Here is a 24,927-nt window from a genome sequence, read left to right on the forward strand (position 1 = left end):
AGTGACCGAGCCCAAGCCGCCCCGCCGGGGCCAGCCGCCCCGCCAGGCCCCGCGCAGGCCCGTGGCCACGCCCCGGCCGCGGGCCTCCGGCCAGGCCCGGCCGTCGGTGACCCCGGCGCTGCGGCTGATGCAGCCCAGGCCCCGGCTGCGGCTGGTCACCGTACTGCTCACCGTGGTGCTCGTGGTGTTCTCGGTCCGCCTGTTCCAGGTTCAGGTGGTCGACGCCTCCGCGTACGCGGCCAAGGCGGACCTCAACCGCTACCAGCCGGTGGAGGTCGCCGCCAAGCGCGGCGACATCACCGACCGCTTCGGCGTACCGCTGGCCACCAGCGTCGACGCGTACGACATCACCGCCGACCCGTACCTGTTCACCCCGCAGCAGGCGAAGATCGGCGACGCCCCGCAGCAGGCCGCCAAGCTGCTCGCCCCCGTCATCGGCGGCGACGAGCAGACCATCGCCCAGCAACTGGCCACGCCCAAGTCCCGCTACGTGGTGCTGGCCCGCCGCCAGTTGCCGCAGGTGTGGAACCGGATCAAGGCCCTCAAGAGCACCCTGGCCGACCAGGCGGCCAAGCGCGGCGCCCCCGGACTGCTCAACGGCGTGCTGTCCGAGCCCACCAGCAGGCGCGTCTACCCCAACACCGAGCTGGCCGCCGGGGTGCTCGGCTTCGTCAACGGCCAACAGCAGGGCGCGGGCGGCCTGGAGGCCGGGCTGAACACCGAACTCGCCGGCAAGCCGGGCAAAATGACCTACGCCCAGTCCGGCAGCCAGATGATCCCCAGCGCGGGCTTCCAGGAGCAGGCCGCGGTCCCCGGCACCAACGTCGAGCTGACCATCGACCGGGACATCCAGTGGGCCGCCCAGAGCGCCATCAGCCAGCAGGTGCGCCAGTCACACGCCGACCGCGGCTACGTCGTGGTCCAGGACGCGCGCAACGGCCAGATCCTGGCCATGGCCGACGCCCCAAGCTTCGACCCCAACGACATCAGCGGCGCCGACCCCGCCGCGCTGGGCAACGCCGCGGTCCAGGACGCCTACGAGCCGGGCAGCGTCAGCAAGCTGATGTCCATGTCCGCCGTCCTCGACCAGGGCGTCGCGACCCCGTGGACGCACGTCGTGGTCCCCGGCACCCTGCAGCGCGGCGACCGGGTCTTCCACGACGACGTCGACCACGGCACCTGGGACCTCACCCTCAACGGGGTGCTGGCCAAGTCCAGCAACATCGGCACGATCCTGGCCACCGGCCAGCTCGGGCGGACCCAGAGCCAGGCCGACCAGGTGCTGTACTCGTACCTGAAGAAGTTCGGCATCGGCGACCCCACCGGACTGAACTTCCCCGGTGAGACCCCCGGCATCCTGGCCAGGCCGCAGAACTGGAGCACCTCGCAGCAGTACACCATCCCGTTCGGGCAGGGCCTGTCCGTCAACGCGGTCCAGGCCACCTCGATCTACTCCACCATCGCCAACGGCGGGGTAAGGATCCAGCCGACCCTGGTCAAGGGCACCGTCGGCCCCGACGGCCAGTTCACCCCGGCGCCGGCGCCCAAGAAGACCAGGGTGGTCAGCGAGAAGACCGCCAAGACGGTCGCCGAGATGCTGGAGTCGGTGGTCGGCGACGACCAGGGCACCGGCACCAAGGCGCAGATCGACGGCTACCGGGTGGCGGGCAAGACCGGTACCGCCAACCGGGTCGACCCCAAGACCGGCCGCTACCACGGCTACACGGCGTCGTTCATGGGCTTCGCCCCGGCCGACCAGCCGCGGGTGACGGTCTCCTGCGTCATCCAGAACCCGACGGTCGGCAGCTACTTCGGCGGCCAGATCTGCGGGCCGGTGTTCAAGCAGGTCATGGAGTTCGCGTTGAAGACCCTCCAGGTGCCGCCGACCGGCGCTCCGGCACCGCAGATCCCCGTCGACTTCCAGCCAGGCAAGCAGTGAGGGCACCGTGACAACGATCACAAACCCGCCGGGGGAGGGAACCGGCGCCGAGCCGCCGGAGCTGGCCCCTTTTCGCCCGGACCCCGGCCCGCCCGGTAACCTCACCGCCGTGCCACATGCTGATCAGTCCCACCAAGCGCAGGACCCCGGTCACGTCCCGGGCCCCCCGCGCCCGTCCCAGGTCCGCCCCAAGCCGCTCACGGAGCTGGCCGAACAGCTCGGCACCGCGGTGCCCACCCCGGGGAAGCCCGCCACCGGCATCACCCACGACTCCCGTGCGGTCCGTCCAGGCGATGTCTACGCGGCACTGCCGGGCGCCCGCTTCCACGGCGCCGACTTCGCCGCCCAGGCCGCCGAGCGCGGCGCGGTCGCGATCCTGACCGACCCCGAGGGCGAGCGGCGGGCCGCGGCTACCGGACTGCCGGTCCTCGTGGTGGACCAGCCGCGGGCCCGGATGGGCGCGCTGGCCGCCGCGATCTACGACGAGCCCGGCCGGCACCTGCTGCAGATCGGCATCACCGGGACCTCCGGCAAGACCACCACCGCCTACCTGGTCGAGGGCGGGCTGCGGGCCGCCTACCAGGAGCACACCGGACTGATCGGCACCGTCGAGTCCCGGATCGGCGACGAGCGGATCAAGAGCGAGCGGACCACGCCGGAGGCCACCGATCTGCAGGCGCTGTTCGCGGTGATGCGGGAGCGCGGGGTGCGCTCCGTCGCCATGGAGGTCTCCAGCCACGCCCTGGTGCTCGGCCGGGTGGACGGCGCGGTCTTCGACATCGCGGTGTTCACCAACCTCAGCCCGGAGCACATGGAGTTCCACTCCGACATGGAGGACTACTTCCAGGCCAAGGCGGCGCTGTTCACCCCGGCCCGCAGCCGCGCCGCGGTGGTCAACCTCGACGACGAGTACGGCCGCAGGCTGCTGAAGGAGGCCACCGTGCCGGTGGTCAGCTACTCCGCCGAGGGCCACCCGGACGCCGACTGGCGCGCCGAGGACGTGACCGTGGGACCGCGGGGCAGCACCTTCACCGTCGTCGGCCCCAAGGACGAGCGGGTCAGCGCGACCGCCCCGCTGCCCGGCCCGTTCAACGTGGCCAACACACTGGCCGCCATCACCGCCCTGGTCGCCGCCGGGATCGACCCGCAGCTCGCCGCCGACGGCGTGGCCGCCGTGCCCGGCGTGCCGGGGCGGCTGGAGCGGGTGGACGAGGGCCAGCCATATCTGGCGGTGGTCGACTACGCGCACAAGACCGACGCCGTCGAGTCCGTGCTGCGCTCCCTGCGCAAGGTCACCGAGGGCCGGATCCACGTCGTGCTCGGCTGCGGCGGCGACCGCGACCAGCAAAAGCGCGGGCCGATGGGCGCCGCCTGCGCCCGGCTCGCCGACACCGCGATCCTCACCTCGGACAACCCGCGCTCCGAGGACCCGCTGGCGATCCTGGCCGCGATGCTGGCCGGAGCCGCCGAGGTACCCGCGCACGAGCGCGGACACGTCACCGTGGAGCCCGACCGGGCGGCCGCCATCGCCGCCGCCGTCACGGTCGCCGAACCCGGGGACACCGTCCTTGTCGCGGGCAAGGGCCACGAACAGGGCCAGGACATCGCCGGAGTGGTACGCCCCTTCGACGACCGTGAGGTACTGCGTACGGCGATCCGGAACGCCGCGCTTCGGAAAGCCGAAACTCCGCTCAGCCAAGCGAAGGACCAGGACCAGCAGTGATCGCATTCACCCTCGCCGAAGTCGCGCAGGCGGTCGGCGGGAGCATGCACGACATACCCGACCCGCGTGTCACCGTCACCGGACCCGTGGTGATCGACTCCCGTGAGGTGCGCCCCGGCGCGCTGTTCGCCGCCTTCCGCGGCGAACGGGTGGACGGACACGACTTCGCCGAGTCCGCGCTGGCGGCCGGTGCGGTGGCCGTGCTGGCCGCCCGGCCGGTCGCCGGTCCGTCGATCGTCGTGGACGACGTACAGGCCGCGCTCGGCGCGCTCGCCCGGGCCGTCATCGAACGGCTCGGCGCCAGCGTCGTCGCGCTCACCGGCTCCGCGGGCAAGACCAGCACCAAGGACCTGATCGCCCAGCTGCTGGAGAAGATCGGTCCCACGGTCTGGCCTCCCGGCTCCTTCAACAACGAGATCGGGCTGCCGCTCACCGCGCTCCGCGCCGACCAGGACACCCGTCACCTGGTGCTGGAGATGGGCGCGCGCGGCATCGGCCACATCAACTACCTGACCGGACTGACCCCGCCGCGCATCGGTGTGGTGCTCAACGTCGGCACCGCGCACATCGGCGAGTTCGGCGGCCGCGAGCAGATCGCCCAGGCGAAGGGCGAGTTGGTCGAGGCGCTGCCCACCGCGGCGGACGGCGGCGTCGCCGTGCTCAACGCCGACGACCCGCTGGTACGGGCGATGGCCAGCCGCACCAAGGCCCGTACCGTGCTGTTCGGCGAGTCCGAGGACGCCGACGTGCGGGCCGAGGACGTGCGCCTGGACGGAAGCGGACGCCCGGTCTTCACACTCCGCACACCCACCGGGTGCGCCCAAGTGACCTTGCGGCTGTACGGTGAGCACCACGTGTCGAACGCGCTGGCTGCCGCCGCCGTCGCCGGTGAACTGGGCATGCCCGTCTCGCGGATCGCGTCCGCGCTCTCGGAGGCGGGCACACTCTCACGCTGGCGGATGGAGGTCGTCGAGCGGCCGGACGGTGTGACGGTCGTCAACGACGCCTACAACGCGAACCCGGACTCCATGCGTGCCGCGCTACGGGCGCTGGTCGCCATGGGCGAGGCCGCACGGGCAAAGGGGGGTCGGACATGGGCGGTGCTCGGCGAGATGGCCGAGCTCGGTGGGGAGTCCCTCGCCGAGCACGACGCGGTCGGGCGGCTCGCCGTCCGGCTCAACGTCAGCAAGCTCGTGGCCGTGGGCGGCCAGGCGGCCGCCTGGCTGGACATGGGCGCCAAGAACGAGGGTTCGTGGGGTGAGGAGTCGGTGCACGTGTCCGACGCGGAGACGGCGATCGATTTGCTGCGCAGCGAAGTGCGCCCGGGGGATGTCGTGCTGGTGAAGGCATCGAGGTCGGTCGGCCTTGAGCGGGTCGCGCTGGCCCTGCTCGAAGGTGCCGAGGGCGAGGGCGCGCGGTGATGAAGCAGATCCTCATCTCCGGTGTCATCGCGCTGTTCCTGTCCCTGGTCGGCACTCCGCTGCTGATCAAGTTGCTGGCCCGCAAGGGCTACGGGCAGTTCATCCGCGACGACGGGCCCAAGGAACACCACAGCAAGCGCGGCACCCCGACGATGGGCGGCATCGCGTTCATCCTGGCGACGCTGATCGCCTACGCGTTGACCAAGGTCATCGTCTCCGAACGCCCCACCATGTCCGGTCTGTTGGTGCTTTTCCTGTTCGCCGGGCTCGGTGTGGTCGGCTTCCTCGACGACTACATCAAGATCGTCAAGCAGCGCAGCCTGGGCCTGCGCGCCAAGGCCAAGATGGCCGGACAGTTCATCGTCGGTATCACCTTCGCGATCCTGGCTCTCAACTTCGCCGACGGGCGCGGCACCACGCCCGCGTCCACCAGGCTGTCCTTCACCCAGGACTTCGGCTGGTCGATCGGCCCGGTGATCTTCGTCATCTGGGCGCTGTTCATGATCCTGGCGATGTCCAACGGCGTGAACCTCACCGACGGTCTGGACGGTCTGGCCACCGGCGCCTCGGTGATGGTCTTCGCCGCCTACACCGTCATCGGTGTGTGGCAGTACGGACAGTCCTGCGCCAACCCGCTGACCGCGGGCCCGGGTTGCTACGACGTACGCGATCCGCTGGACCTCGCGGTGGTGGCGGCGGCGCTGATGGGCGCGTGCTTCGGCTTCCTGTGGTGGAACACCTCACCCGCCAAGATCTTCATGGGCGACACCGGTTCGCTGGCGCTCGGCGGCGCGCTCGCCGGGCTGGCGATCTGCTCGCGCACCGAGTTGCTGCTGGCCATCCTCGGCGGCCTGTTCGTGCTGATCACCCTCTCCGTGGTGATCCAGGTCGGCTCCTTCCGGCTCACCGGGAAACGGGTCTTCCGAATGGCTCCGCTCCAGCACCACTTCGAGTTGAAGGGGTGGAGCGAGGTCCTGGTCGTGGTCCGGTTCTGGATCATCCAGGGCATGTGCATGGCCGTTGGCCTGGGCCTGTTCTACGCGGGCTTCGTCGCGGCGAAGTAAGGACTGCCATGGAACTGTCGGGGAAGAACGTCACCGTCGCCGGGCTCGGCGTCACCGGACTGAGCGCCGCCCGGGTGCTCGCCGGTCTCGGGGCGAGGGTCACCGTGGTGGACGGCGGTGACGGCGACAAGCAGCGCCGGACCGCCACCGCCCTGGAGGCCGAGGGCATCGCGGTCCGCCTCGGCGACGGCGACACGCTGCCGGAGGGCACCGACCTCATCGTCACCTCGCCCGGCTGGAAGCCGACCAGCCCGCTGTTCACCGCCGCCGCGGCGGCGAACGTGCCGGTGTGGGGCGATGTCGAACTCGCCTGGCGGCTAAGGGGACAGGATGTGGCCGCGGCGCGCGGCGCCTCGGCTGAGGGCGGAGGGCGACGGGCGGGCGCGGCCGACTGGCTCGTGGTGACCGGCACCAACGGCAAGACCACCACGGTCCAGATGCTCGCCTCGATCCTGAAGGCCGCGGGCCTGCGTACCGCGGCCGTCGGCAACATCGGCACCCCGATCCTGGACGTCGTGCTCTCCGACGAGCCGTACGACGTGCTCGCCGTGGAGCTGTCCAGCTACCAACTGCACTGGGCGCCGAGCGTGCGCGCGCACTCCGCCGCCGTGCTCAACATCGCCCCCGACCACCTCGACTGGCACGGCTCGATGGCGGCGTACGCCGCCGACAAGGGCCGTGCCTACGAGGGCAACAAGGTCGCCTGCGTCTACAACACCGCCGACCCGGCCACCGAGGAACTGGTACGCGGCGCCGACGTGGAGGAGGGCTGCCGGGCCATCGGCTTCACCCTCGGCACTCCCGCCCCCTCCCAACTCGGCGTGGTGGAGGGCCTGCTGGTCGACAGGGCCTTCGTGGCGAACCGGCACAAGAACGCCCAGGAGCTGTGCGAGGTCTCCGACATCGCCCAGCAGGGCACCGTCGCACCGCACAACATCGCCAACGCGCTGGCCGCCGCCGCGCTCGCCCGCGCCTACGGCGTCGAGCCGCAGGCGGTACGCGACGGGCTGCGCGCCTTCCGCCCGGACGCGCACCGCATCGCGCGGGTCGCGACCGTGGACGGTGTGGACTACGTCGACGACTCCAAGGCCACCAACACCCACGCCGCCGAGGCGTCCTTGGCCGCCTACGAGCACGTGGTGTGGATCGCGGGCGGCCTGGCCAAGGGCGCCACGTTCGACGAACTTGTCGCCAAATCGGCAAAGCGACTTCGCGGGGCGGTGCTCATCGGCGCCGACCGCGCGCTGATCGCCGAAGCGCTTCGGCGACACGCCCCCGAGGTCCCGGTCGTGGACCTGGAACGGACCGACACTGAAGCGATGACGGCCGTGGTCGACGCCGCCAAAGCGCTTGCCCAGCCCGGCGACACCGTCCTGCTGGCCCCCGCCTGTGCCTCGATGGACATGTTCGCCAACTACGGCAAGCGCGGCGATGCCTTCGCCGAAGCCGTACGCGCTCTGCACAACAACCGATAGCCGGGCGTCCACGCGTCGCCGAGGACCCGGCGCGACGCACCGATGGAGGGGACGCGCATGACGGCCGACCGCTCGACCGCCCGTGGCCGCCGCCCCGGGCCGGGAGCGCAGCCGCTGCCCGGCCGCCGCACTCCGGCCGCCGCCCCGGGCGGCCCACCGCGCGGCTCCGCCCGGGGCACCGCACCGCGTACCGGCACACCGCGCCCGGCAGAGCAACTGCGAGGAGCGCAGCTCGCGTACGAGCGGGCCAGGAGGGCCTGGGACCGGCCGCTGACCGCGTACTACCTGATCGTCGGCGGCAGTGCGCTGATCATCGTGCTGGGCCTGGTGATGGTCTTCTCCGCTTCCCAGGTCAAGGCGTTGCAGATGGGCCTGCCGGGCACGTACTTCTTCCGCAAGCAGTTGCTCGCGGCGGCCATCGGCGGCGTCCTGCTGGTGGTGGCCGCCCGGCTGCCGGTGCGCACCCATCGGGCGCTGGCCTATCCGCTGCTCGCCGGATCGATTTTCCTGATGGTGCTGGTACAGGTGCCGGGGATAGGGAAGAAGGTCAACGGCAACCAGAACTGGCTGTCCGTCGGCGGCCCTTTCCAGATGCAGCCCAGTGAGTTCGCCAAGCTCGCCCTGGTGCTCTGGGGCGCCGACCTGCTCGCCCGCAAGTACGAGAAGCGGCTGCTCACCCAGTGGAAGCACCTGCTGGTACCACTCGTGCCGGTGGTGATGCTGATCCTCGGACTGATCCTGCTCGGCGGCGACATGGGCACCGCGATCGTGCTCACCGCGATGCTGTTCGGGCTGCTGTGGCTGGCCGGTGCGCCCACCAGGCTGTTCGCGGGCGTCATGGGGGTGGCGGGACTGCTCGCGCTGCTGCTGATCAAGACCAGCCCGCACCGGATGTCCCGACTGGCGTGCATCGGCGCCACCGATCCGGGTACCAACGACCAGTGCTGGCAGGCGGTGCACGGGCTCTATGCACTCGCCTCGGGCGGATGGTTTGGTTCCGGTCTTGGCGCGAGTGTGGAAAAATGGGGTCAACTCCCCGAACCGCATACCGACTTCATCTTCGCGGTGACGGGAGAGGAACTCGGGCTCGCGGGGACGCTGTCGGTGCTCGGTCTGTTCGCGGCTCTAGGCTATGCGGGTATCCGCGTAGCCGGACGCACGGAGGACCCCTTCGTCAGGTTCGCGGCGGGAAGCGTGACCACGTGGATCATGGCCCAGGCCGTGGTCAACATCGGGTCGGTGCTCGGTCTGCTGCCGATCGCCGGGGTTCCGCTCCCGCTGTTCTCCTACGGGGGTTCGGCGTTGCTGCCGACCATGTTCGCGATCGGGTTGCTGATCTCCTTCGCTAGGAGCGAGCCTGGAGCCAGGGCGGCGCTGGCCGCGCGGGGGGCGGGTCCTGTGACAGGGGCAATGACACGTAGCATGCGACGTCTCGTCCGACGACGGTCGTCCAGGAAGCGGTGAATTTCGGTGCATGTCGTTCTCGCCGGCGGTGGGACCGCCGGCCACATCGAGCCCGCGCTCGCGCTCGCGGATGCCCTGCGCAGGCAGGACCCGACCGTGGGTATCACGGCGCTCGGTACGGAGCGGGGCCTGGAGACCAGGCTGGTTCCGGAACGCGGCTACGAACTGGCGTTGATCCCCGCCGTGCCCCTGCCACGCAGGCCCACCGCGGAACTCATCACCGTGCCCGGCCGACTGCGCGGCACCATCAAGGCCGCGGAGCAGGTGCTGGAGCGCACCAAGGCCTCCTGCGTGGTGGGCTTCGGCGGCTACGTGGCACTGCCCGGCTACCTGGCCGCCAAGCGGCTCGGGGTGCCGATCGTGGTCCACGAGGCCAACGCCCGCCCCGGCCTGGCCAACAAGATCGGGTCCCGCTACGCGAAGGTCGTCGCGGTCAGCACCCCCGACAGCAAGCTGCGCGACGCCCGCTACATCGGCATCCCGCTGCGCCGCTCCATCGCGACCCTCGACCGGGCCGCCGTGCGCCCGCAGGCGCGCGCCGCGTTCGGCCTGGACCCCAACCTGCCCACGCTGCTGGTCTCCGGCGGCTCGCAGGGCGCCCGCAGGCTCAACGAGACCGTCCAGGCGGTCGCCCCGCGGCTCCAGCAGTCCGGGGTGCAGATCCTGCACGCTGTCGGCCCCAAGAACGAGCTGCCGCAGCCGAACAACATGCCGGGCATGCCCCCGTACATCCCGGTTCCCTATGTCGACCGGATGGATCTGGCGTACGCCGCGGCCGACATGATGCTCTGCCGGGCCGGTGCCATGACCGTCGCCGAGCTGTCCGCGGTGGGCCTGCCCGCCGCGTACGTCCCGCTGCCGATCGGCAACGGCGAGCAGCGCCTCAACGCCCAGCCGGTGGTCAAGGCGGGCGGCGGCCTGCTGGTCGACGACGCCGAGCTGACCCCGGAGTGGGTGCTGGGCAACGTCCTGCCGGTGCTGACCGATCCGCACCGGTTGTACGAGATGTCACGCTCCGCCGCCGAGTTCGGCCGCCGCGACGCGGACGACCTCCTCGTCGGCATGGTGCGCGAGGCCATCGCCGCCGGCCGGGCAGGATAGGGAACGACGTGCGCAGCTAGAGGAGGGGCAGTGGCCGGATCGACGACCGCCAACCGTGAGCGCGCTCGCCCGGTCCGGCCGCGCCCCTCTCCCGGCCGCCCGCCACGGCTGCGGCTGTCCCGGCGCGGCGTGCTGGCACTGCTGGGGGCGGTCGTCCTGCTGCTGGCGGGCGGTACGTATCTGGTCTACGGATCACCGTGGCTGAGGGTGCGCCAGGTCGAGGTGGCGGGCACCCGGGTGCTCACCCCGGACCAGGTCAGGGCCGCGGCGGCGGTGCGGATCGGGACCCCGTTGGTCTCGGTCGACACCCGCGCGGTGGCGGACCGGCTCCGTTCGAGGTTGTTGCGGATCGCCTCGGTTGACGTCGAACGGTCATGGCCGGACTCGATCGCACTGAAAGTAACCGAGCGAACACCAAAAGCAGTTCTCAAAAAGGACGGAAAGTTCCAGGAACTGGACGCGGGCGGTGTCCGATTTGCTGTGGACTCGACGCCGCCTTCCGGAGTTCCGTTCGTCGAATTGGCGGGCGACGCCGCGTCGGCTGACCAGAACCGGTCTCCCAGCAACCGCTATTTCGGGACAGACCGACTTCTCCACGCGGCGGCGCAAGTCGCTATGGATCTACCTGAATCAGTACAGAAGCAGACGCAAGCCATCCAAGTGCGGTCGTTTGACGCCATCTCGCTGGAACTCACCGGTGGTCGCTCGGTCCTGTGGGGCAGCGCGGAACGCGGTGCCCAGAAGGCCGCCGCGCTGACTGCACTGATGAAGGCGCAGGGGAGTGTCACGCACTACGACGTGAGCGCCCCCACCGCGCCCGCGTCATCGGGTAGTTGACGGCGCAGATTGTCCGGGGCCACCCTGGTTGGCCCGCATCGAGCGTGATCACATAGGGTCAAAAGAAAAGCGGGAGGTTCGGCGTGTTCGTTGAACGAGTACCGCTTGTCGACTTAGTGTCCTGTGCAGGCGGACACAAGGAACAGACATACTGGTAACCCTAAACCTCAGGGTTAGGGTTCGGGTCGGCGTCCGAACCGTCCCATCGGCATCCGTCGGCGCACCGCGACTTCGCGAGGCGGCGACACGTAAATCGAGGCGAGAGGCCTTCGACGTGGCAGCACCGCAGAACTACCTCGCAGTCATCAAGGTCGTCGGCATTGGCGGCGGAGGCGTCAACGCCATCAACCGGATGATCGAGGTCGGTCTCAAGGGCGTCGAGTTCATCGCGATCAACACCGATGCGCAGGCCCTGCTGATGAGCGACGCCGACGTCAAGCTCGATGTCGGCCGTGAGCTCACCCGCGGCCTCGGCGCCGGCGCCAACCCCGATGTCGGCCGCAAGGCCGCCGAGGACCACCGCGAGGAGATCGAGGAGGTCCTCAAGGGGGCCGACATGGTCTTCGTCACCGCGGGCGAGGGCGGCGGCACCGGAACCGGTGGCGCACCCGTCGTCGCCAACATCGCCCGGTCGCTGGGCGCGTTGACGATCGGCGTGGTCACCCGCCCGTTCACCTTCGAGGGCCGCCGCCGCGCCAACCAGGCCGAGGACGGCATCGCGGACCTGCGCGACGAGGTCGACACCCTGATCGTCATCCCCAACGACCGTCTGCTGTCCATCTCCGACCGCCAGGTCAGCGTGCTGGACGCGTTCAAGTCGGCGGACCAGGTACTGCTCTCCGGTGTCCAGGGCATCACCGACCTGATCACCACCCCTGGCCTGATCAACCTGGACTTCGCGGACGTCAAGTCCGTGATGTCCGAGGCGGGTTCGGCGCTGATGGGCATCGGCTCGGCGCGCGGCGACGACCGCGCGGTGGCCGCCGCCGAGATGGCGATCTCCTCGCCGCTGCTCGAAGCGTCCATCGACGGCGCCCGCGGCGTGCTGCTGTCCATCTCGGGCGGTTCGGACCTCGGCCTGTTCGAGATCAACGAGTCGGCCCAACTGGTCAGCGAGGCCGCGCACCCCGAGGCCAACATCATCTTCGGCGCGGTCATCGACGACGCGCTCGGCGACGAGGTGCGGGTCACCGTCATCGCCGCCGGGTTCGACGGCGGCCAGCCGCCCACCAAGAACCGCGAGAAGGTGCTCGGTTCCTACGGCGGCCGCGACGAGAACGCGTCGTCCACCCCGTCCGCCGCCTCCCGCATCGGCAGCCAGCCGACCGAGACTCCGCGCCCGGTGTTCGGCGGCCTCGGCAGCGTCACTCCGCGTGAACCGGAGCCGGTGCGCGAGGAGAAGCCGGAGCCCGCGGTGGCCGCCGAGGCCCCGACCGCTCCGCTCACACCGCCGCAGGTGCCCCCGGCCCGTCCCTACCAGGACAGTCAGGCCGAGGAACTGGACGTTCCCGACTTTCTGAAGTGAACCGGCCCAGTTGATAATTCAGCAGCGTTACGAAGTGAGCGGCGCCCACTTCGCCTTCACCGACCGGTGGGGCGGGGTGAGCGCCGCTCCTTACGAGGAGCTCAACCTCGGCGGAGCGGTCGGCGACGAGCCGCGGGCCGTACGGGAGAACCGCGAACTGGCCGCCAAGGCCCTGGGGCTTGACCCCGGCGCGGTGGTATGGATGAACCAGGTGCACGGCAACGACGTCGCCGTGGTCACCGCCCCCTGGGATGGCGCGCCGGTTCCAGCGGTGGACGCCGTGGTCACCGCCCGCCCGGGGCTCGCGCTCGCCGTGCTCACCGCGGACTGCGTGCCGGTACTGCTGGCCGACCCGGTGGCGGGTGTGGTGGCCGCGGCGCATTCGGGGCGGCCGGGGCTGGTCGCCGGAGTGGTTCCGGCGGCGGTCGAGGCGATGACCGGTCTGGGCGCGCGGCCCGAACGCATCACGGCCTTCACCGGGCCCTCGGTCTGCGGCCGGTGCTACGAGGTGCCGGGCGAGATGCGGGCGGCGGTCGCCGAGTCGGTTCCCGAGGCGTGGGCGCAGACGAGTTGGGGGACGCCCGCGGTCGACGTGGCCGCCGGAGTGCATGCCCAACTCGCCCGACTTGGGGTGGCAAGAAGAGAGAAATCCCATATCTGCACCCTGGAGTCGGCGGACCACTTCTCCTACCGGCGCGACCGCACGACTGGGCGGCTCGCCGGGTATGTGTGGCTGGACGGCAGCGAGTGACGGAGAGATGACGGACAGGAAGGCCCAACTGGCCGCGAATCTGGCCCGGGTCGAGCGGCGCATCGCGGACGCGTGCGCCGCCGCGGGGAGGGAGCGCGAGGAGGTGACCCTGATCGTGGTCACCAAGACCTACCCGGCGAGCGATGTGAGGTTTCTCGCGGAACTCGGGGTGCGGGAGGTCGCGGAGAACCGCGACCAGGACGCGGCACCCAAGGCCGCCGAATGTGCTGAACTCGACCTGAAATGGCACTTCGTAGGGCAACTGCAGACCAACAAGGCGCGGTCTGTGGTGCGTTATGCCGACTTCGTGCACTCTGTCGACCGTTTGCGACTGGTTGACGCGCTGTCGGCCGCCGCGGTGCGGGCCGAGCGCGAAGTGGGCTGCCTGGTGCAGGTGGCGCTCGACGCCCCGTCAGGGTCCGTTGGCAGCCGGGGCGGTGCGGCGCCCGCCGATGCGGCCTCCGTCGCGGACGCGATCGCCGCCGCCCCCGGGCTCCGGCTCGCGGGGGTGATGACTGTAGCGCCGCTCGCCGGGCCCTACGCGGGAAAACCGCGCGCCGCCTTCGACCGGCTGATGGAAATCGCATCCGCGCTGCGCGAAGCGCATCCGGCTGCAACCATGGTGTCCGCAGGGATGAGTTCGGACCTTGAGGACGCCGTCGCCGCCGGTGCGACACATGTACGCGTCGGTACGGCGGTACTCGGAGTCCGTCCCGCCCTCGGGTAACGTCACGAGGAAGTCGGACCACAGCAGAAAATATGGTCATGCTCCGTCAAAACACGGAGCTGACCGAGTGGATCCCCTCACCTGGTGACGGTGCCGATCCACCACAGAGCGGAGGACGCAGAGCATGGCCGGCGCGATGCGCAAGATGGCGGTCTACCTCGGCCTCGTGGAGGACGATGGGTACGACGGCCCGGGGTTCGACCCCGACGACGAGTTCGAGCCCGAGCCGGAACCCGACCGGGCGCGACGACAACACCAGCCAACTCAGGAAGAACCGGCGCGAATCGTGCATGCTCCGGCTCCCCGAGAACCGCGGATCGCCCCCGTGGCATCCATCACACCCGAACGCCGCACTCTGGAGAAGAACGCACCGGTGATCATGCCCAAGGTTGTGTCGGAGCGAGAGCCGTATCGAATCACCACGCTTCACCCCCGGACGTACAACGAAGCCCGTACGATCGGGGAACACTTCCGCGAGAGCACCCCGGTGATCATGAACTTGACGGAGATGGATGACACAGATGCGAAGCGTCTTGTTGACTTTGCCGCGGGTTTGGTCTTCGGTCTGCACGGGAGCATTGAACGGGTGACGCAGAAGGTGTTCCTGCTGTCTCCTGCTAACGTCGATGTCACGGCGGAGGACAAAGCCCGTATCGCCGAGGGCGGGTTCTTCAACCAGAGCTGAGACAGCGACCATGTGGGACCGGACCGACAGGGACGGCGGAGAGCAGGGGAGAGGGGAGCGGGATCGCGATGGGTGTCGCAAAACAGGTCATCTACATCGCATTGATGTGCTTCCTGATCGTGCTGATCTTCCGGCTAGTGATGGACTACGTCTTCCAGTTCGCCCGATCGTGGCGTCCTGGCAAGGTGATGGTGGTCCTTCTCGAAGCCACCTACACTGTCACCGATCCGCCACTCAAGCTTCTGCGGCGGTTTATTCCGCCGCTGCGTCTCGGGGGCGTGGCGCTCGACCTGTCCTTCTTCGTACTGATGATCATCGTCTACATCCTGATCTCCGTCGTGGCCAGGCTGTGAACGATACGGTCTTGCCGATTGCCGACGATCACGTTGAGGTGAAGAGATGCCGCTGACCCCCGAGGACGTTCGTAACAAGCAGTTCACGACCGTCCGCCTCCGCGAAGGCTATGACGAGGACGAGGTCGACGCCTTCCTCGACGAGGTCGAGGCGGAGCTCACCAGGCTGCTGCGGGAGAACGAGGATCTCCGCGCCAAACTCGCCGCGGCCACCCGGGCCGCCGCGCAGAACCAACAGCGCAAGCCCGAGCCGCAGGACCGGCAGGGGGCTCCTGTCCCCGCCGCCATATCCGGCCCGCAGCCGGTGCCGCCGGGCCAGCAGCAGATGGGCGGTCCGCCCCAACTGCCTGGCGCTCCGCAGCTTCCGGCTGGTCCGAGCGGGCAGCAGGGCTCGATGGGCCCCGGCCCCATGGGTCAGGGTCCGATGGGCCAGGGACCGATGGGTCAGGGCCCGATGGGCCAGGGTCCGATGGGTCAGGGCCACCCGATGCAGCAGGGTCACCCCATGCAGCAGGGGCACCCCATGCAGCAGGGCGGTCCCGGTGGGGACAGCGCCGCGCGCGTGCTGTCGCTGGCGCAGCAGACCGCGGACCAGGCGATCGCGGAGGCCCGTTCCGAGGCCAACAAGATCGTCGGCGAGGCGCGCAGCCGCGCCGAGGGCCTGGAGCGGGACGCCCGCGCCAAGGCGGACGCCCTTGAGCGGGACGCGCAGGAGAAGCACCGCGTCGCGATGGGCTCGCTGGAGTCGGCCCGCGCCACGCTGGAGCGCAAGGTCGAGGACCTGCGCGGCTTCGAGCGCGAGTACCGCACCCGGCTGAAGTCCTACCTGGAGAGCCAGCTGCGCCAGTTGGAGAACCAGGCCGACGACTCGCTGGCTCCGCCGCGCACGCCCGCGACCGCGTCGCTGCCCTCGTCGTCCACCATGGGCGGTTCGCTCGGTGGCGGCACCATGGGCGGCGCCTCGATGGGCAGCGGCATGGCCGCGGCCGGTGCCGGGGCGATGGGGCACACCAACGGTGGCAACCAGACCTACGGCGGCCAGCAGATGGGCGGCGGTGGCGGCGGTCCGCAGACCTACGGCGGTCAGCAGCAGATGTCGCCGGCGATGACCCAGCCGATGGCTCCGGTCCGCCCGCAGGGTCCGCAGCCGCTCCAGCAGGCGCCGACGCCGATGAGGGGCTTCCTCATCGACGAGGACGACAACTGAACGCTCGCCGCGAGGCAAGCACAGGGCCGGGCCCCTGGGGACACGTTCCCCTGGGGCCCGGCCCTTTTGGCGTTCGATGAGTGGGCGCGGGCCGTGGGTGGCGCCCACCCGTTTCGTCCTACGGGGCGGTGGCCCGCAACCCGCGTGGAACGGCTGTCGCCGGGCGGGCTCCTATGAGCACGCCCGGCGATCGAGGGCCGATGAACGGGTGGGTGGGGACTAGTGCTTGCGCAGGCGGAACGTCAGCCCGAGCGCCTCGTCCGTGAACGGCTCACCGTAGGAGGAATCCGCCTCGCCCTCAGCGAAGTCGACGGCGAGCACCTCGTCGGAGACGAGTCCCGAGTGCTCCCGGAGCGCCTCCGCCAGCTCCGCGTCGGACGCCGACCAACGCAGCGCGATCCGGTCCGCGACGTCCAACCCGCTGTTCTTACGGGCCTCCTGGATGAGACGGATGGCGTCCCGGGCCAGGCCCGCCCGGCGCAGCTCCGGTGTGATCTCCAGGTCAAGCGCGACCGTCGCCCCCGAGTCGGAGGCCACCGACCATCCCTCGCGCGGGGTTTCGGTGATGATGACCTCCTCCGGGGAGAGGCTGATGGTCTCCCCGTTCACCTCGACCGACGCCGTGCCCTCCCGTAGCGCCAGCGACAGCGCGGCGGCGTCCGCCTCCGCGACGGCCTTGGCGACCGGCTGGGTGCCCTTGCCGAAACGCCTGCCCAGCGCACGGAAGTTGGCCTTCGCCGTGGTGTCCACCAGCGAACCGCCCACCGAGGAGAGCGAGTCGAGGGAGCTGACGTTCAGCTCCTCCGCGATCTGGGCGCGCAGGTCCGCGTCCAACTCCTCGAAGCCCGCCGCGGCGACCAGCGCACGGGACAGCGGCTGGCGGGTCTTGACGCCGGACTCCGCCCGGGTCGCCCGGCCCAGCTCCACGAGTCGGCGAACCAGGGTCATTCGCACGGAGAGCGTGGGGTTGATCAGGCTTTCGTCGGCCGTCGGCCAGGTGGCCAGATGGACCGAGTCCGGGGCGTCCGGCGTGGTCGGCACCACCAGGTCCTGCCAGACGCGTTCGGTTATGAAGGGCACCAGCGGGGCCATCAGCCGGGTGACCGTCTCGACGGCGTCGTGCAGGGTGCGCAGCGCCGCGTTGTCGCCCTGCCAGAACCGGCGCCGCGAGCGGCGCACGTACCAGTTGGACAGGTCGTCGACGAACGCCGACAGCAGCTTGCCCGCCCGCTGGGTGTCGTAGGACTCCAGCGCCTCGGTGACGTCCCGGGTCAGCGCGTTCAGCTCGCCGAGCAGCCAGCGGTCCAGCAGCGGCCGGTCGGCCGGGGCCGGATCGGCGGTGCTGGGCGCCCAGTTGGAGGTGCGGGCGTACAGCGCCTGGAAGGCGACCGTGTTCCAGTAGGTGAGCAGCGTCTTGCGCACCACCTCCTGGATCGTGCCGTGGCCGACCCGGCGGGCCGCCCAGGGCGAGCCGCCCGCGGCCATGAACCAGCGCACCGCGTCCGCGCCGTGCTGGTCCATCAACGGGATCGGTTCGAGGATGTTGCCCAGGTGCTTGGACATCTTGCGGCCGTCCTCGGCCAGGATGTGGCCGAGGCAGACGACGTTCTCGTAGGCGCTGCGGTCGAAGACCAGCGTGCCGACCGCCATCAGCGTGTAGAACCAGCCACGGGTCTGGTCGATCGCCTCGGAGATGAACTGCGCCGGGTAGCTCTTCTCGAAGACCTCCTTGTTGCGGTACGGGTAGCCCCACTGCGCGAACGGCATGGAGCCCGAGTCGTACCAGGCGTCGATGACCTCGGGGACGCGGACCGCTTCCAGAGTGCAGCCGTCCGCCGTGCAGCCGAAGGTGATCTCGTCGATGTACGGGCGGTGCGGGTCCAGCGAGGTCTGGTCGGTGCCGGTCAGCTCGCTCAGCTCGGCGAGCGAGCCGACGCAGGTGAGGTGGTCCTCCGCGCAGCGCCAGATGGGCAGCGGGGTGCCCCAGTAGCGGTTGCGGGACAGCGCCCAGTCGATGTTGTTGTTCAGCCAGTCGCCGAAGCGGCCGTGCTTGACCGCCTCCGGGAACCAGTTGGTGCGCTCGTTCTCGCGCAGCAGCGCGTCCTTGATCTGCGTGGTGCGGATGTACCAGGACGGCTGCGCGTAGTACAGCAGCGCGGTGTGGCAGCGCCAGCAGTGCGGGTAGCTGTGCTCGTACGGAAGGTGCCGGAACAGCAGGCCGCGCGACTGCAGGTCGGTCACCAGCGCCTCGTCGGCCTTCTTGAAGAACTGGCCGCCGACCAGGTCCAGCTCCTCGGCGAAGGTGCCGTCCGGGTTGACCGGGTTGACCACCGGCAGGCCGTACGCCCGGCAGGTCTTGAGGTCGTCCTCACCGAAGGCGGGGGCCTGGTGGACCAGACCGGTGCCGTCCTCGGTGGTCACGTAGTCGGCGTTGACCACGAAGTGGGCGCCCTCGATGTCTACCAGCTCGAACGGGCGCTGGTAGGTCCAGCGCTCCATCTCGGTGCCGCGGTAGGACTCACCGGTCGCGGTCCAGCCCTCGCCCAGCGCCTTGTCCAGCAGTGGCTCGGCCACCACCAGCTTCTCGTTGCCGTCGGTGGCCACCACGTAGCTGACCTCGGGGTGCGCGGCCACCGCGGTGTTGGAGACCAGGGTCCACGGGGTGGTGGTCCACACCAGCAGCGACGCCTGGCCCGCCAGCGGGCCCGAGGTCAGCGGGAAGCGGACGAACACCGACGGGTCGACCACCGTCTCATAGCCCTGCGCCAGCTCGTGGTCGGACAGGCCGGTGCCGCAGCGCGGGCACCAGGGCGCCACCCGGTGGTCCTGCACCAGCAGGCCCTTGCCGAAGATCTGCTTGAGCGACCACCAGACGGACTCCACGTACTCCGGGTCCATCGTCCGGTACGCCTGGTCCAGGTCGACCCAGTAGCCCATGCGGCGGGTCAGCGCGGCGAAGGCGTCGGTGTGCCGGGTGACCGACTCCCGGCACTTGGCGTTGAACTCGGCGATGCCGTAGCGCTCGATGTCCTGCTTGCCGGAGAAGCCCAGTTCCTTCTCGACGGCCAGCTCCACCGGCAGGCCGTGGCAGTCCCAGCCCGCCTTACGGGTCACATGGTGGCCCTGCATGGTCTTGAAGCGCGGGAAGACGTCCTTGAAGACGCGGGCCTCGATGTGGTGTGCGCCGGGCATTCCGTTGGCGGTCGGCGGGCCCTCGTAGAAGACCCACTCGGGCCGCCCCTCGCTCTGCTCGAGGGAGCGGGCGAACACCTTGTTCTCCTGCCAGAACCGGAGCACCTCGTGCTCCAGCGCGGGCAGGTCCACCTGGGCGGGGACCTGGCGGTACTGCGTCATCGGAATGTCCTCCGGCGGATACGGTCGATCTCCGTCGGAGGGACGAGAGCGCGTGCTCCCGCGGTACCACCCTCCTTGGCCGGGAGTGCCCTCCCGACCCCCTCATTGGGGCCGCGACACCGGTTCTACTCGCCCGCTGGGCTTTCCTCCGGCGGCTCCGGGGTGATCTTCACGTCGCGCACACCCCCGGGCTCGCACCGTCCCCGGGTCGCTGATGGCTGCGTACGGCGCTACTCGTCCCCTTCAACGCCTTTCGCTTCGCACAGTGTACGGCGCGCCGGGCGGGTCCTCCTCCGGAATTCCCCGCTGGGCCGAGCTGTTCCTCCACTGACCCGAACAGGGGAGGTTGGGCGCACTGGACGGGTCGCTACCGGGGCGTACCGGATTACCCACCGGTGAGCTGGGCACAACGGATGCAGACCTGCCTGCCGTGGGCGTGCCCCGTTGCCGCGGGCGTGGAGTCGATTTATCGTTCCGGCACGATTCGCGAGCAAGATCACACTATGTGAAGGGGTCGCGTCCATGGTGGTGAAGAAGACCGCAGCGCCCAAGAGAGCGGCGCCCACCGCCAAGAAGGCCGCGGCCCACAAGACGTCGGCCAGGAAGGCGGCGGTCAATAAGACTCCGGCCAACAAGGCCCCTGCCAACAAGGCCCCCGCCAAGAAGGCCGCAGCCAAGAAAGCCCCCGCCAAGAAGGGGACGGCGAAGAAGGCGGCCAAGAAGGAGACGGTCGAGAAGGAAGCGGCGAGCGACGCCGCGCAGCGACGAACGGCCGGGGCCGGCAAGGCCCCCGCCAAGAAGGCCGCCGCCAAGAAGACGGCGGCCAGGAGCACCACCACCAAGAAGGCGCCGGCCGCGAAGAAGAGCGCGACGGCCAAGCAGACAGGAGCCAAGACGGTGGTTGCGAAGAAGACAGCGTCCCGCGGATCCTCCCCGCTTCCCTCCGCGCGTACCGCGACGGATCCGGTCGACCCCGGCACGCTCGCGGTACGCCCGGGTGAGGAGCCCTGGTCGGAGGCCGAGGTCACCGAGGCGCGGACCGTGCTGATGGACGAGGCCGCCCGGCTGCGTACCGAGATCCTCGCGTCCGAGAACGCGATCTCCGGCCTGATGCGCGACTCCGGCGACGGCGCCGGGGACGACCAGGCGGACGTGGGCACCAAGAACATCTCGCGTGAGCACGAGATCGCGCTGGCCGAGAACGCCCGCGAGATGCTGGTGCAGACCGAGCACGCGCTCGAACGCCTGGACAACGGCACCTACGGTTTGTGCGAATCCTGCGGGAAGCCGATCGGCAAGGCCCGGATGCAGGCCTTCCCGAGGGCGACCCTGTGCGTCGAGTGCAAGCAGCGGACGGAACGCCGCTGACCCCGGTCAACCCCATGCCGTACGCTCGACTCCGTCAGGCAGCGCCTGACGCGGGACTCAACGCTGAAGGACTCACGTGACGAAGGCGGAGCGGACCATCGGTACGCCAGGTTTCGAACAGGCGGCGGGCGAGCCGGGCGACGGCAAGGCCGCGGACGACACGGCCGCCGACCGTACCCCGGAACCGGACGCGGCGCCGGGCGGCGAGGCGGACGCGTCCGCCTCGCGCCACAAGCGGCGGATCCCCGTGCTGTTCGGGGTGGCTGCGCTCGCCTACGCCCTGGACCTGATCAGCAAGACGCTGGTGGTCCAGCACCTGGAGAACCAGCCGTCGGTCCAGCTGATCGGCCACTACCTGCAGCTGGTGGCGATCCGGAACTCCGGCGCCGCCTTCAGCATCGGCCAGGGCATGACCGTGGTCTTCACGCTGATCGCGGTCATCGTGATCGGGGTGATCGCCCGACTGGCCCGCAAGCTCTACAGCACGCCGTGGGCGGTCGCGCTCGGGCTGCTGCTCGGCGGTGCGCTGGGCAACCTCACCGACCGCATCTTCCGCTCGCCCGGGGTCTTCGAGGGCGGCGTGGTGGACTTCATCGCCCCGGCGCACTTCGCGGTGTTCAACCTGGCCGACTCCGCGATCGTCTGCGGCGGCATCCTGATCGTCTGGCTCTCCTTCCGCGGCCTCGACCCGGACGGGACCGTGCACCGGGACTGACGGCCGGTGGACCGGACCGCGCCCGTGGTCCGGCATACTCGATCGGGTGAGCACCCTTCCCGAAACCCGCACCCTTCCGGTACCCGACGGCCTGGAGGGCGAGCGGGTGGACGCCGCGCTGGCCCGAATGTTCGGCTTCTCCCGTACGAAGGCGGCCGAGCTGGCCGCCGACGGCAAGGTACGGGTGGACGGCGCCGCGGCCGGGAAGTCGGACCGGGTGCGCGGCGGGGCCTGGCTAGAGGTCGAGATGCCCGCGCCCGCCGCGCCGGTGCGGATCGTCGCCGAGCCGGTCGAGGGCATGGAGATCGTCCACGACGACGAGGACGTCGTCGTGATCATCAAGCCGGTCGGTGTGGCGGCCCACCCCAGCCCCGGCTGGACCGGCCCCACCGTGATCGGCGGCCTCGCCGCGGCCGGGTACCGGATCTCCACCTCGGGCGCGGCCGAGCGCCAGGGCATCGTGCACCGCCTCGATGTCGGCACCTCCGGGCTGATGGTCGTCGCCAAGTCCGAGCGCGCGTACACCCTGCTCAAGCAGCAGTTCCGGGAACGCACCGTCGACAAGCGCTACCACGCCCTGGTGCAGGGCCACCCCGATCCGCTCAGCGGCACCATCGATGCGCCGATCGGCCGCCACCCCAACCACGACTACAAGTGGGCGATCGTCGCCGAGGGCAAGCCCAGCGTCACCCACTACGACCTGATCGAGGCGTTCCGCGCCGCCAGCCTGCTCGACATCAAGCTGGAGACCGGCCGCACCCACCAGATCCGGGTCCACATGTCCGCGCACCGCCACCCGTGCGTCGGCGACCTGACCTACGGCGCCGACCCGACGCTCGCCAAGCGGCTGAAGCTCACCCGGCAGTGGCTGCACGCCGTGCGCCTCGGCTTCGAGCACCCGGCCGACGGCCGCTGGGCGGAGTTCGAGGCGCCCTACCCGGCCGACCTCCAGCACGCGCTGGACACGGTGCGGGCCGACAGCGCATGACGGCCCCTCAGCGCTACCGGATCGCGGTGGCCGCGGAGCCTGAGCTGGAGGGCTGCTACGCGGTGCGCCGCGAGGTGTTCGTCACCGAGCAGGGCGTCCCGGAGGACGTGGAGATGGACGCCTACGACGCGCACGCGGTGCATCTGCTCGCCACCAGCCAGCCCGACGGCCGGCCCGCGGGCACCGCCCGCATCCTGCACGGCGCCGTGGCGCGCCGGAAGTACCCGACGGCGGTGGCCGACGATCTGACGGCGGTTCTGGGGCGGCTGGCCGTTGGCAGGTCCGCCCGCGGCACCGGTCTCGGAGCCGCGCTGGTACGGGCGGTGGAGGACGAGGCGCGCCGACTCGGGCTCACCCAGGTCTACCTGGAGGCACAGACCCGCGCCCTCGGCTTCTACGAGCGGCTCGGCTACCGCGCCTACGGGCCGGAGTTCGACGAGGGCAGCGGGATCCCGCACCAGGCGATGCGCCGCACGTTGTGATCTCGACGCCCTGAGACAGGCTCAACATCCGGATTGTCGGTCGCACATGGCACGCTGAAAGGCACTGAAGCGAGAACTCGACTCCGGGAGCGTGCCGACCGTGGACCAGCTCGCCCTGCTGTTCGTCCTGCTGCTCGGGGCCATCGTGATGGTCCCGGTGGGGGAGCGGCTGGGGCTGCCGTCCCCGGTGCTGATGACCCTGTTCGGAGGCGTGCTGGCGGCACTGCCGTTCGTGCCCAACGTCGCCATCCGGCCCGGGCTGATCCTGCCGCTGGTGCTGCCGCCGCTGATCTACGCCGCCGTACAGCGCACGTCCTGGCGGCAGTTCGCCTCCAACAGGCGGCCGATCTTCCTGCTGGCGGTGGCTCTGGTCTTCGTCACCACGGCCGCCGTCGCCGCCGTCGCCCACGCGCTGGTGCCGGGGCTGCCGGTCGCCGCCGCGGTGGTGCTGGGGGCGCTGGTGGCGCCGCCGGACCCGGTGGCGGCCACCGCGGTGGCGGGGAGCCTGGGGCTGCCGCGCCGGATGGTCTCGATCCTTGAGGGCGAGGGGCTGTTCAACGACGTGACCGCGATCGTGCTCTACCACGTGGCGGTAGCCGCCGTGGTCACCGGGACGTTCTCACTGCCGCGGGCGGCCTTCACGCTGGTGCTGTCCGCGGTGGTCGCGGTGGCGGTCGGGCTGGTGCTCGGCTGGGTGGCGAACAAGCTGATGACGCTGGTCGACGAGGCCACGCTGCAGGTGGGGCTCTCGCTGCTGGTGCCGTTCGCGAGCTACGCGCTCGCCGAGGAACTGCACGGCTCCGGCGTGCTGGCCGTGCTCACCACCGCGCTGTACCTGTCCGAGTACATGAGCGATCCCGACGACGTCACCGGCCGCCTGGCCGGGAACACGTTCTGGACGGTGGTGGACACCCTGGTCACCGGCGCCGCCTTCGGCCTCATCGGACTCGAACTGCACAACGTCTTCGGCACCGCGGCGGTGCACGCCGGGTCGCTGGTCGGCGGCGCGATCGCCGTGGTGGCCGTGGTCGTGGGGGTACGGCTGCTGTGGCTGCTGCCCGCCGCGTGGATGACCCGTCGGCTGCACCGAAGACGCGACGTGGACGAGGACATCCCGATCAACTGGCGGGAGACCGTCGTGGTGTGGTGGTCGGGCATGCGCGGGGTGGCCTCGGTGGCCCTGGCGCTCGCCGTTCCGCTGACCGTGGACAACGGTGGACCGTTCCCCGGCCGGGAGGCCATCTTGTTCGTCGCGTTCGCCGTGGTGCTGGCCACCCTGGTGGTCCAGGGCCTGACCCTGCCGTGGCTGGTCAAGCGGCTGGGGGTACGCGGTGATGTGGCCGTGGAGCGCGATCTGGAACGGGAGTTGGCGATCCGGGCGGCCAAGGCGGCCAAGCGGCGGCTGAAGGAGATCGAGGAGGTCGAGGAGCTGCCCGAGGAGATGTCGGAGGCGCTGGCCCGGCGCGCCTATGACATCGGGGCGCGGATCAGCCCGGACATGGTCGACGCCGAGAAGCGCGAGGCGGTCAGGGAGCGCGCCAAACGGCAGCAGCACATCCGCCGGGTGCAGAACGAGATGATGTCCGCGGCCCGGCACGCCGTCCTCGCGGCCCGCAGCCAACCCGGCTTCGACCCCGAGGTGGTGGACCGGGTCCTGCGCCACCTGGACGTCCGCAGCCTGCGCTGACGCTCCCGGGACACACGCGTCCGGCGGCGAGCGACCTCCACGGCGCCCCCTGGACGGCGAC

At 70.6% G+C, this 24,927-nt stretch carries 20 protein-coding genes; 19 read left to right on the forward strand and 1 reads right to left on the reverse strand.

The genetic code is table 11. The annotated features are described in order from the left end of the window. Position 1 precedes the first annotated feature (1 nt). The 14 genes from O5O46_RS07040 (at position 2) to O5O46_RS07105 (ending at position 16,272) form a co-directional block, all read left to right on the forward strand. Positions 2-1,939, forward strand: a complete 1,938-nt coding sequence (locus O5O46_RS07040; protein ID WP_269854365.1) for a peptidoglycan D,D-transpeptidase FtsI family protein — start codon at positions 2-4, stop codon at positions 1,937-1,939. A 7-nt stretch (positions 1,940-1,946) separates the two neighbouring features. Further along, positions 1,947-3,662, forward strand: coding sequence for a UDP-N-acetylmuramoyl-L-alanyl-D-glutamate--2,6-diaminopimelate ligase (locus O5O46_RS07045; protein ID WP_443072414.1), 1,716 nt, complete (start codon positions 1,947-1,949; stop codon positions 3,660-3,662). Further along, positions 3,659-5,083, forward strand: a complete 1,425-nt coding sequence (locus O5O46_RS07050) for a UDP-N-acetylmuramoyl-tripeptide--D-alanyl-D-alanine ligase (protein ID WP_269854366.1) — start codon at positions 3,659-3,661, stop codon at positions 5,081-5,083. Before O5O46_RS07045 ends, O5O46_RS07050 begins: the two co-directional genes overlap by 4 nt. Next, positions 5,083-6,147, forward strand: a complete 1,065-nt coding sequence (gene mraY / locus O5O46_RS07055) for a phospho-N-acetylmuramoyl-pentapeptide-transferase (RefSeq protein WP_269854367.1) — start codon at positions 5,083-5,085, stop codon at positions 6,145-6,147. The genes O5O46_RS07050 and mraY overlap by 1 nt, the downstream gene beginning before the upstream one ends. 8 nt (positions 6,148-6,155) lie before the next feature. Beyond that, entirely contained in the window at positions 6,156-7,622 is a 1,467-nt protein-coding gene (gene murD, locus O5O46_RS07060) for a UDP-N-acetylmuramoyl-L-alanine--D-glutamate ligase (protein WP_269854368.1), read from the forward strand. A gap of 57 nt (positions 7,623-7,679) precedes the next feature. Then, entirely contained in the window at positions 7,680-9,086 is a 1,407-nt protein-coding gene (gene ftsW, locus O5O46_RS07065) for a putative lipid II flippase FtsW (protein ID WP_269854369.1), read from the forward strand. 6 nt (positions 9,087-9,092) lie between these two features. After that, a complete protein-coding gene (gene murG, locus O5O46_RS07070) occupies positions 9,093-10,187 on the forward strand; it encodes an undecaprenyldiphospho-muramoylpentapeptide beta-N-acetylglucosaminyltransferase (RefSeq protein ID WP_269854370.1) in 1,095 nt (364 codons plus the stop codon). 30 nt (positions 10,188-10,217) lie between these two features. Next, positions 10,218-11,024, forward strand: a complete 807-nt coding sequence (locus O5O46_RS07075) for a cell division protein FtsQ/DivIB (protein ID WP_443072415.1) — start codon at positions 10,218-10,220, stop codon at positions 11,022-11,024. Positions 11,025-11,298: 274 nt separating this feature from the next. Next, positions 11,299-12,549: a cell division protein FtsZ gene (ftsZ, locus tag O5O46_RS07080; protein WP_269854372.1), complete on the forward strand. Its 1,251-nt coding sequence runs from the start codon at positions 11,299-11,301 to the stop codon at positions 12,547-12,549. Positions 12,550-12,583: 34 nt separating this feature from the next. Further along, entirely contained in the window at positions 12,584-13,300 is a 717-nt protein-coding gene (pgeF, locus tag O5O46_RS07085; RefSeq protein ID WP_269854373.1) for a peptidoglycan editing factor PgeF, read from the forward strand. Positions 13,301-13,307: 7 nt separating this feature from the next. Continuing rightward, entirely contained in the window at positions 13,308-14,027 is a 720-nt protein-coding gene (locus O5O46_RS07090; RefSeq protein WP_269854374.1) for a YggS family pyridoxal phosphate-dependent enzyme, read from the forward strand. Between the two features lie 124 nt (positions 14,028-14,151). After that, entirely contained in the window at positions 14,152-14,712 is a 561-nt protein-coding gene (locus tag O5O46_RS07095) for a cell division protein SepF (RefSeq protein WP_269854375.1), read from the forward strand. Positions 14,713-14,780: 68 nt separating this feature from the next. Next, complete coding sequence (locus tag O5O46_RS07100) at positions 14,781-15,065, forward strand: YggT family protein (RefSeq protein ID WP_255931860.1); 285 nt, start codon at positions 14,781-14,783, stop codon at positions 15,063-15,065. A 46-nt stretch (positions 15,066-15,111) separates the two neighbouring features. Further along, the gene (locus tag O5O46_RS07105; protein WP_269854376.1) at positions 15,112-16,272 is read left to right on the forward strand and encodes a DivIVA domain-containing protein; all 1,161 of its coding nucleotides are present in this window, start codon (positions 15,112-15,114) and stop codon (positions 16,270-16,272) included. A 219-nt stretch (positions 16,273-16,491) separates the two neighbouring features. Here O5O46_RS07105 and ileS read toward each other — a convergent pair whose 3' ends face one another. Next, positions 16,492-19,626: an isoleucine--tRNA ligase gene (gene ileS / locus O5O46_RS07110; RefSeq protein ID WP_269854377.1), complete on the reverse strand. Its 3,135-nt coding sequence runs from the start codon at positions 19,624-19,626 to the stop codon at positions 16,492-16,494. Positions 19,627-20,148: 522 nt separating this feature from the next. Between ileS and O5O46_RS07115 the strand changes: the two genes are divergently transcribed. The 5 genes from O5O46_RS07115 (at position 20,149) to O5O46_RS07135 (ending at position 24,866) form a co-directional block, all read left to right on the forward strand. Beyond that, positions 20,149-20,994 carry a TraR/DksA family transcriptional regulator gene (locus O5O46_RS07115; RefSeq protein WP_269854378.1) on the forward strand — a complete coding sequence of 282 codons (846 nt, stop codon included), beginning with the start codon at positions 20,149-20,151 and terminating at the stop codon, positions 20,992-20,994. 76 nt (positions 20,995-21,070) lie between these two features. Beyond that, positions 21,071-21,709, forward strand: a complete 639-nt coding sequence (gene lspA, locus O5O46_RS07120; RefSeq protein ID WP_269854379.1) for a signal peptidase II — start codon at positions 21,071-21,073, stop codon at positions 21,707-21,709. Between the two features lie 46 nt (positions 21,710-21,755). Next, positions 21,756-22,697, forward strand: coding sequence for an RluA family pseudouridine synthase (locus O5O46_RS07125; RefSeq protein ID WP_269854380.1), 942 nt, complete (start codon positions 21,756-21,758; stop codon positions 22,695-22,697). Next, a complete protein-coding gene (locus O5O46_RS07130; protein ID WP_269854381.1) occupies positions 22,694-23,179 on the forward strand; it encodes a GNAT family N-acetyltransferase in 486 nt (161 codons plus the stop codon). The genes O5O46_RS07125 and O5O46_RS07130 overlap by 4 nt, the downstream gene beginning before the upstream one ends. A 100-nt stretch (positions 23,180-23,279) precedes the next feature. Beyond that, positions 23,280-24,866, forward strand: a complete 1,587-nt coding sequence (locus O5O46_RS07135; RefSeq protein ID WP_269854382.1) for a Na+/H+ antiporter — start codon at positions 23,280-23,282, stop codon at positions 24,864-24,866. The last annotated feature ends 61 nt before the right edge of the window (positions 24,867-24,927 follow it).

Source organism: Streptomyces sp. RPT161 (assembly GCF_027533845.1).
GTDB classification, from domain to species: domain Bacteria; phylum Actinomycetota; class Actinomycetes; order Streptomycetales; family Streptomycetaceae; genus Streptantibioticus_A; species Streptantibioticus_A silvisoli_A.

What these genes read in the sequence shown, in the direction of transcription:
- mraY (WP_269854367.1), top strand. Translation starts at nt 5,083, where the DNA reads ATGAAGCAGATCCTCATCTCCGGTGTCATCGCGCTGTTCCTGTCCCTG.
- murD (WP_269854368.1), top strand. Translation starts at nt 6,156, where the DNA reads ATGGAACTGTCGGGGAAGAACGTCACCGTCGCCGGGCTCGGCGTCACC.
- ftsW (WP_269854369.1), top strand. Translation starts at nt 7,680, where the DNA reads ATGACGGCCGACCGCTCGACCGCCCGTGGCCGCCGCCCCGGGCCGGGA.
- O5O46_RS07090 (WP_269854374.1), top strand. Translation starts at nt 13,308, where the DNA reads ATGACGGACAGGAAGGCCCAACTGGCCGCGAATCTGGCCCGGGTCGAG.
- O5O46_RS07095 (WP_269854375.1), top strand. Translation starts at nt 14,152, where the DNA reads ATGGCCGGCGCGATGCGCAAGATGGCGGTCTACCTCGGCCTCGTGGAG.
- O5O46_RS07100 (WP_255931860.1), top strand. Translation starts at nt 14,781, where the DNA reads ATGGGTGTCGCAAAACAGGTCATCTACATCGCATTGATGTGCTTCCTG.
- O5O46_RS07105 (WP_269854376.1), top strand. Translation starts at nt 15,112, where the DNA reads ATGCCGCTGACCCCCGAGGACGTTCGTAACAAGCAGTTCACGACCGTC.
- ileS (WP_269854377.1), bottom strand. Translation starts at nt 19,626, where the DNA reads ATGACGCAGTACCGCCAGGTCCCCGCCCAGGTGGACCTGCCCGCGCTG.
- O5O46_RS07115 (WP_269854378.1), top strand. Translation starts at nt 20,149, where the DNA reads ATGGTGGTGAAGAAGACCGCAGCGCCCAAGAGAGCGGCGCCCACCGCC.
- O5O46_RS07130 (WP_269854381.1), top strand. Translation starts at nt 22,694, where the DNA reads ATGACGGCCCCTCAGCGCTACCGGATCGCGGTGGCCGCGGAGCCTGAG.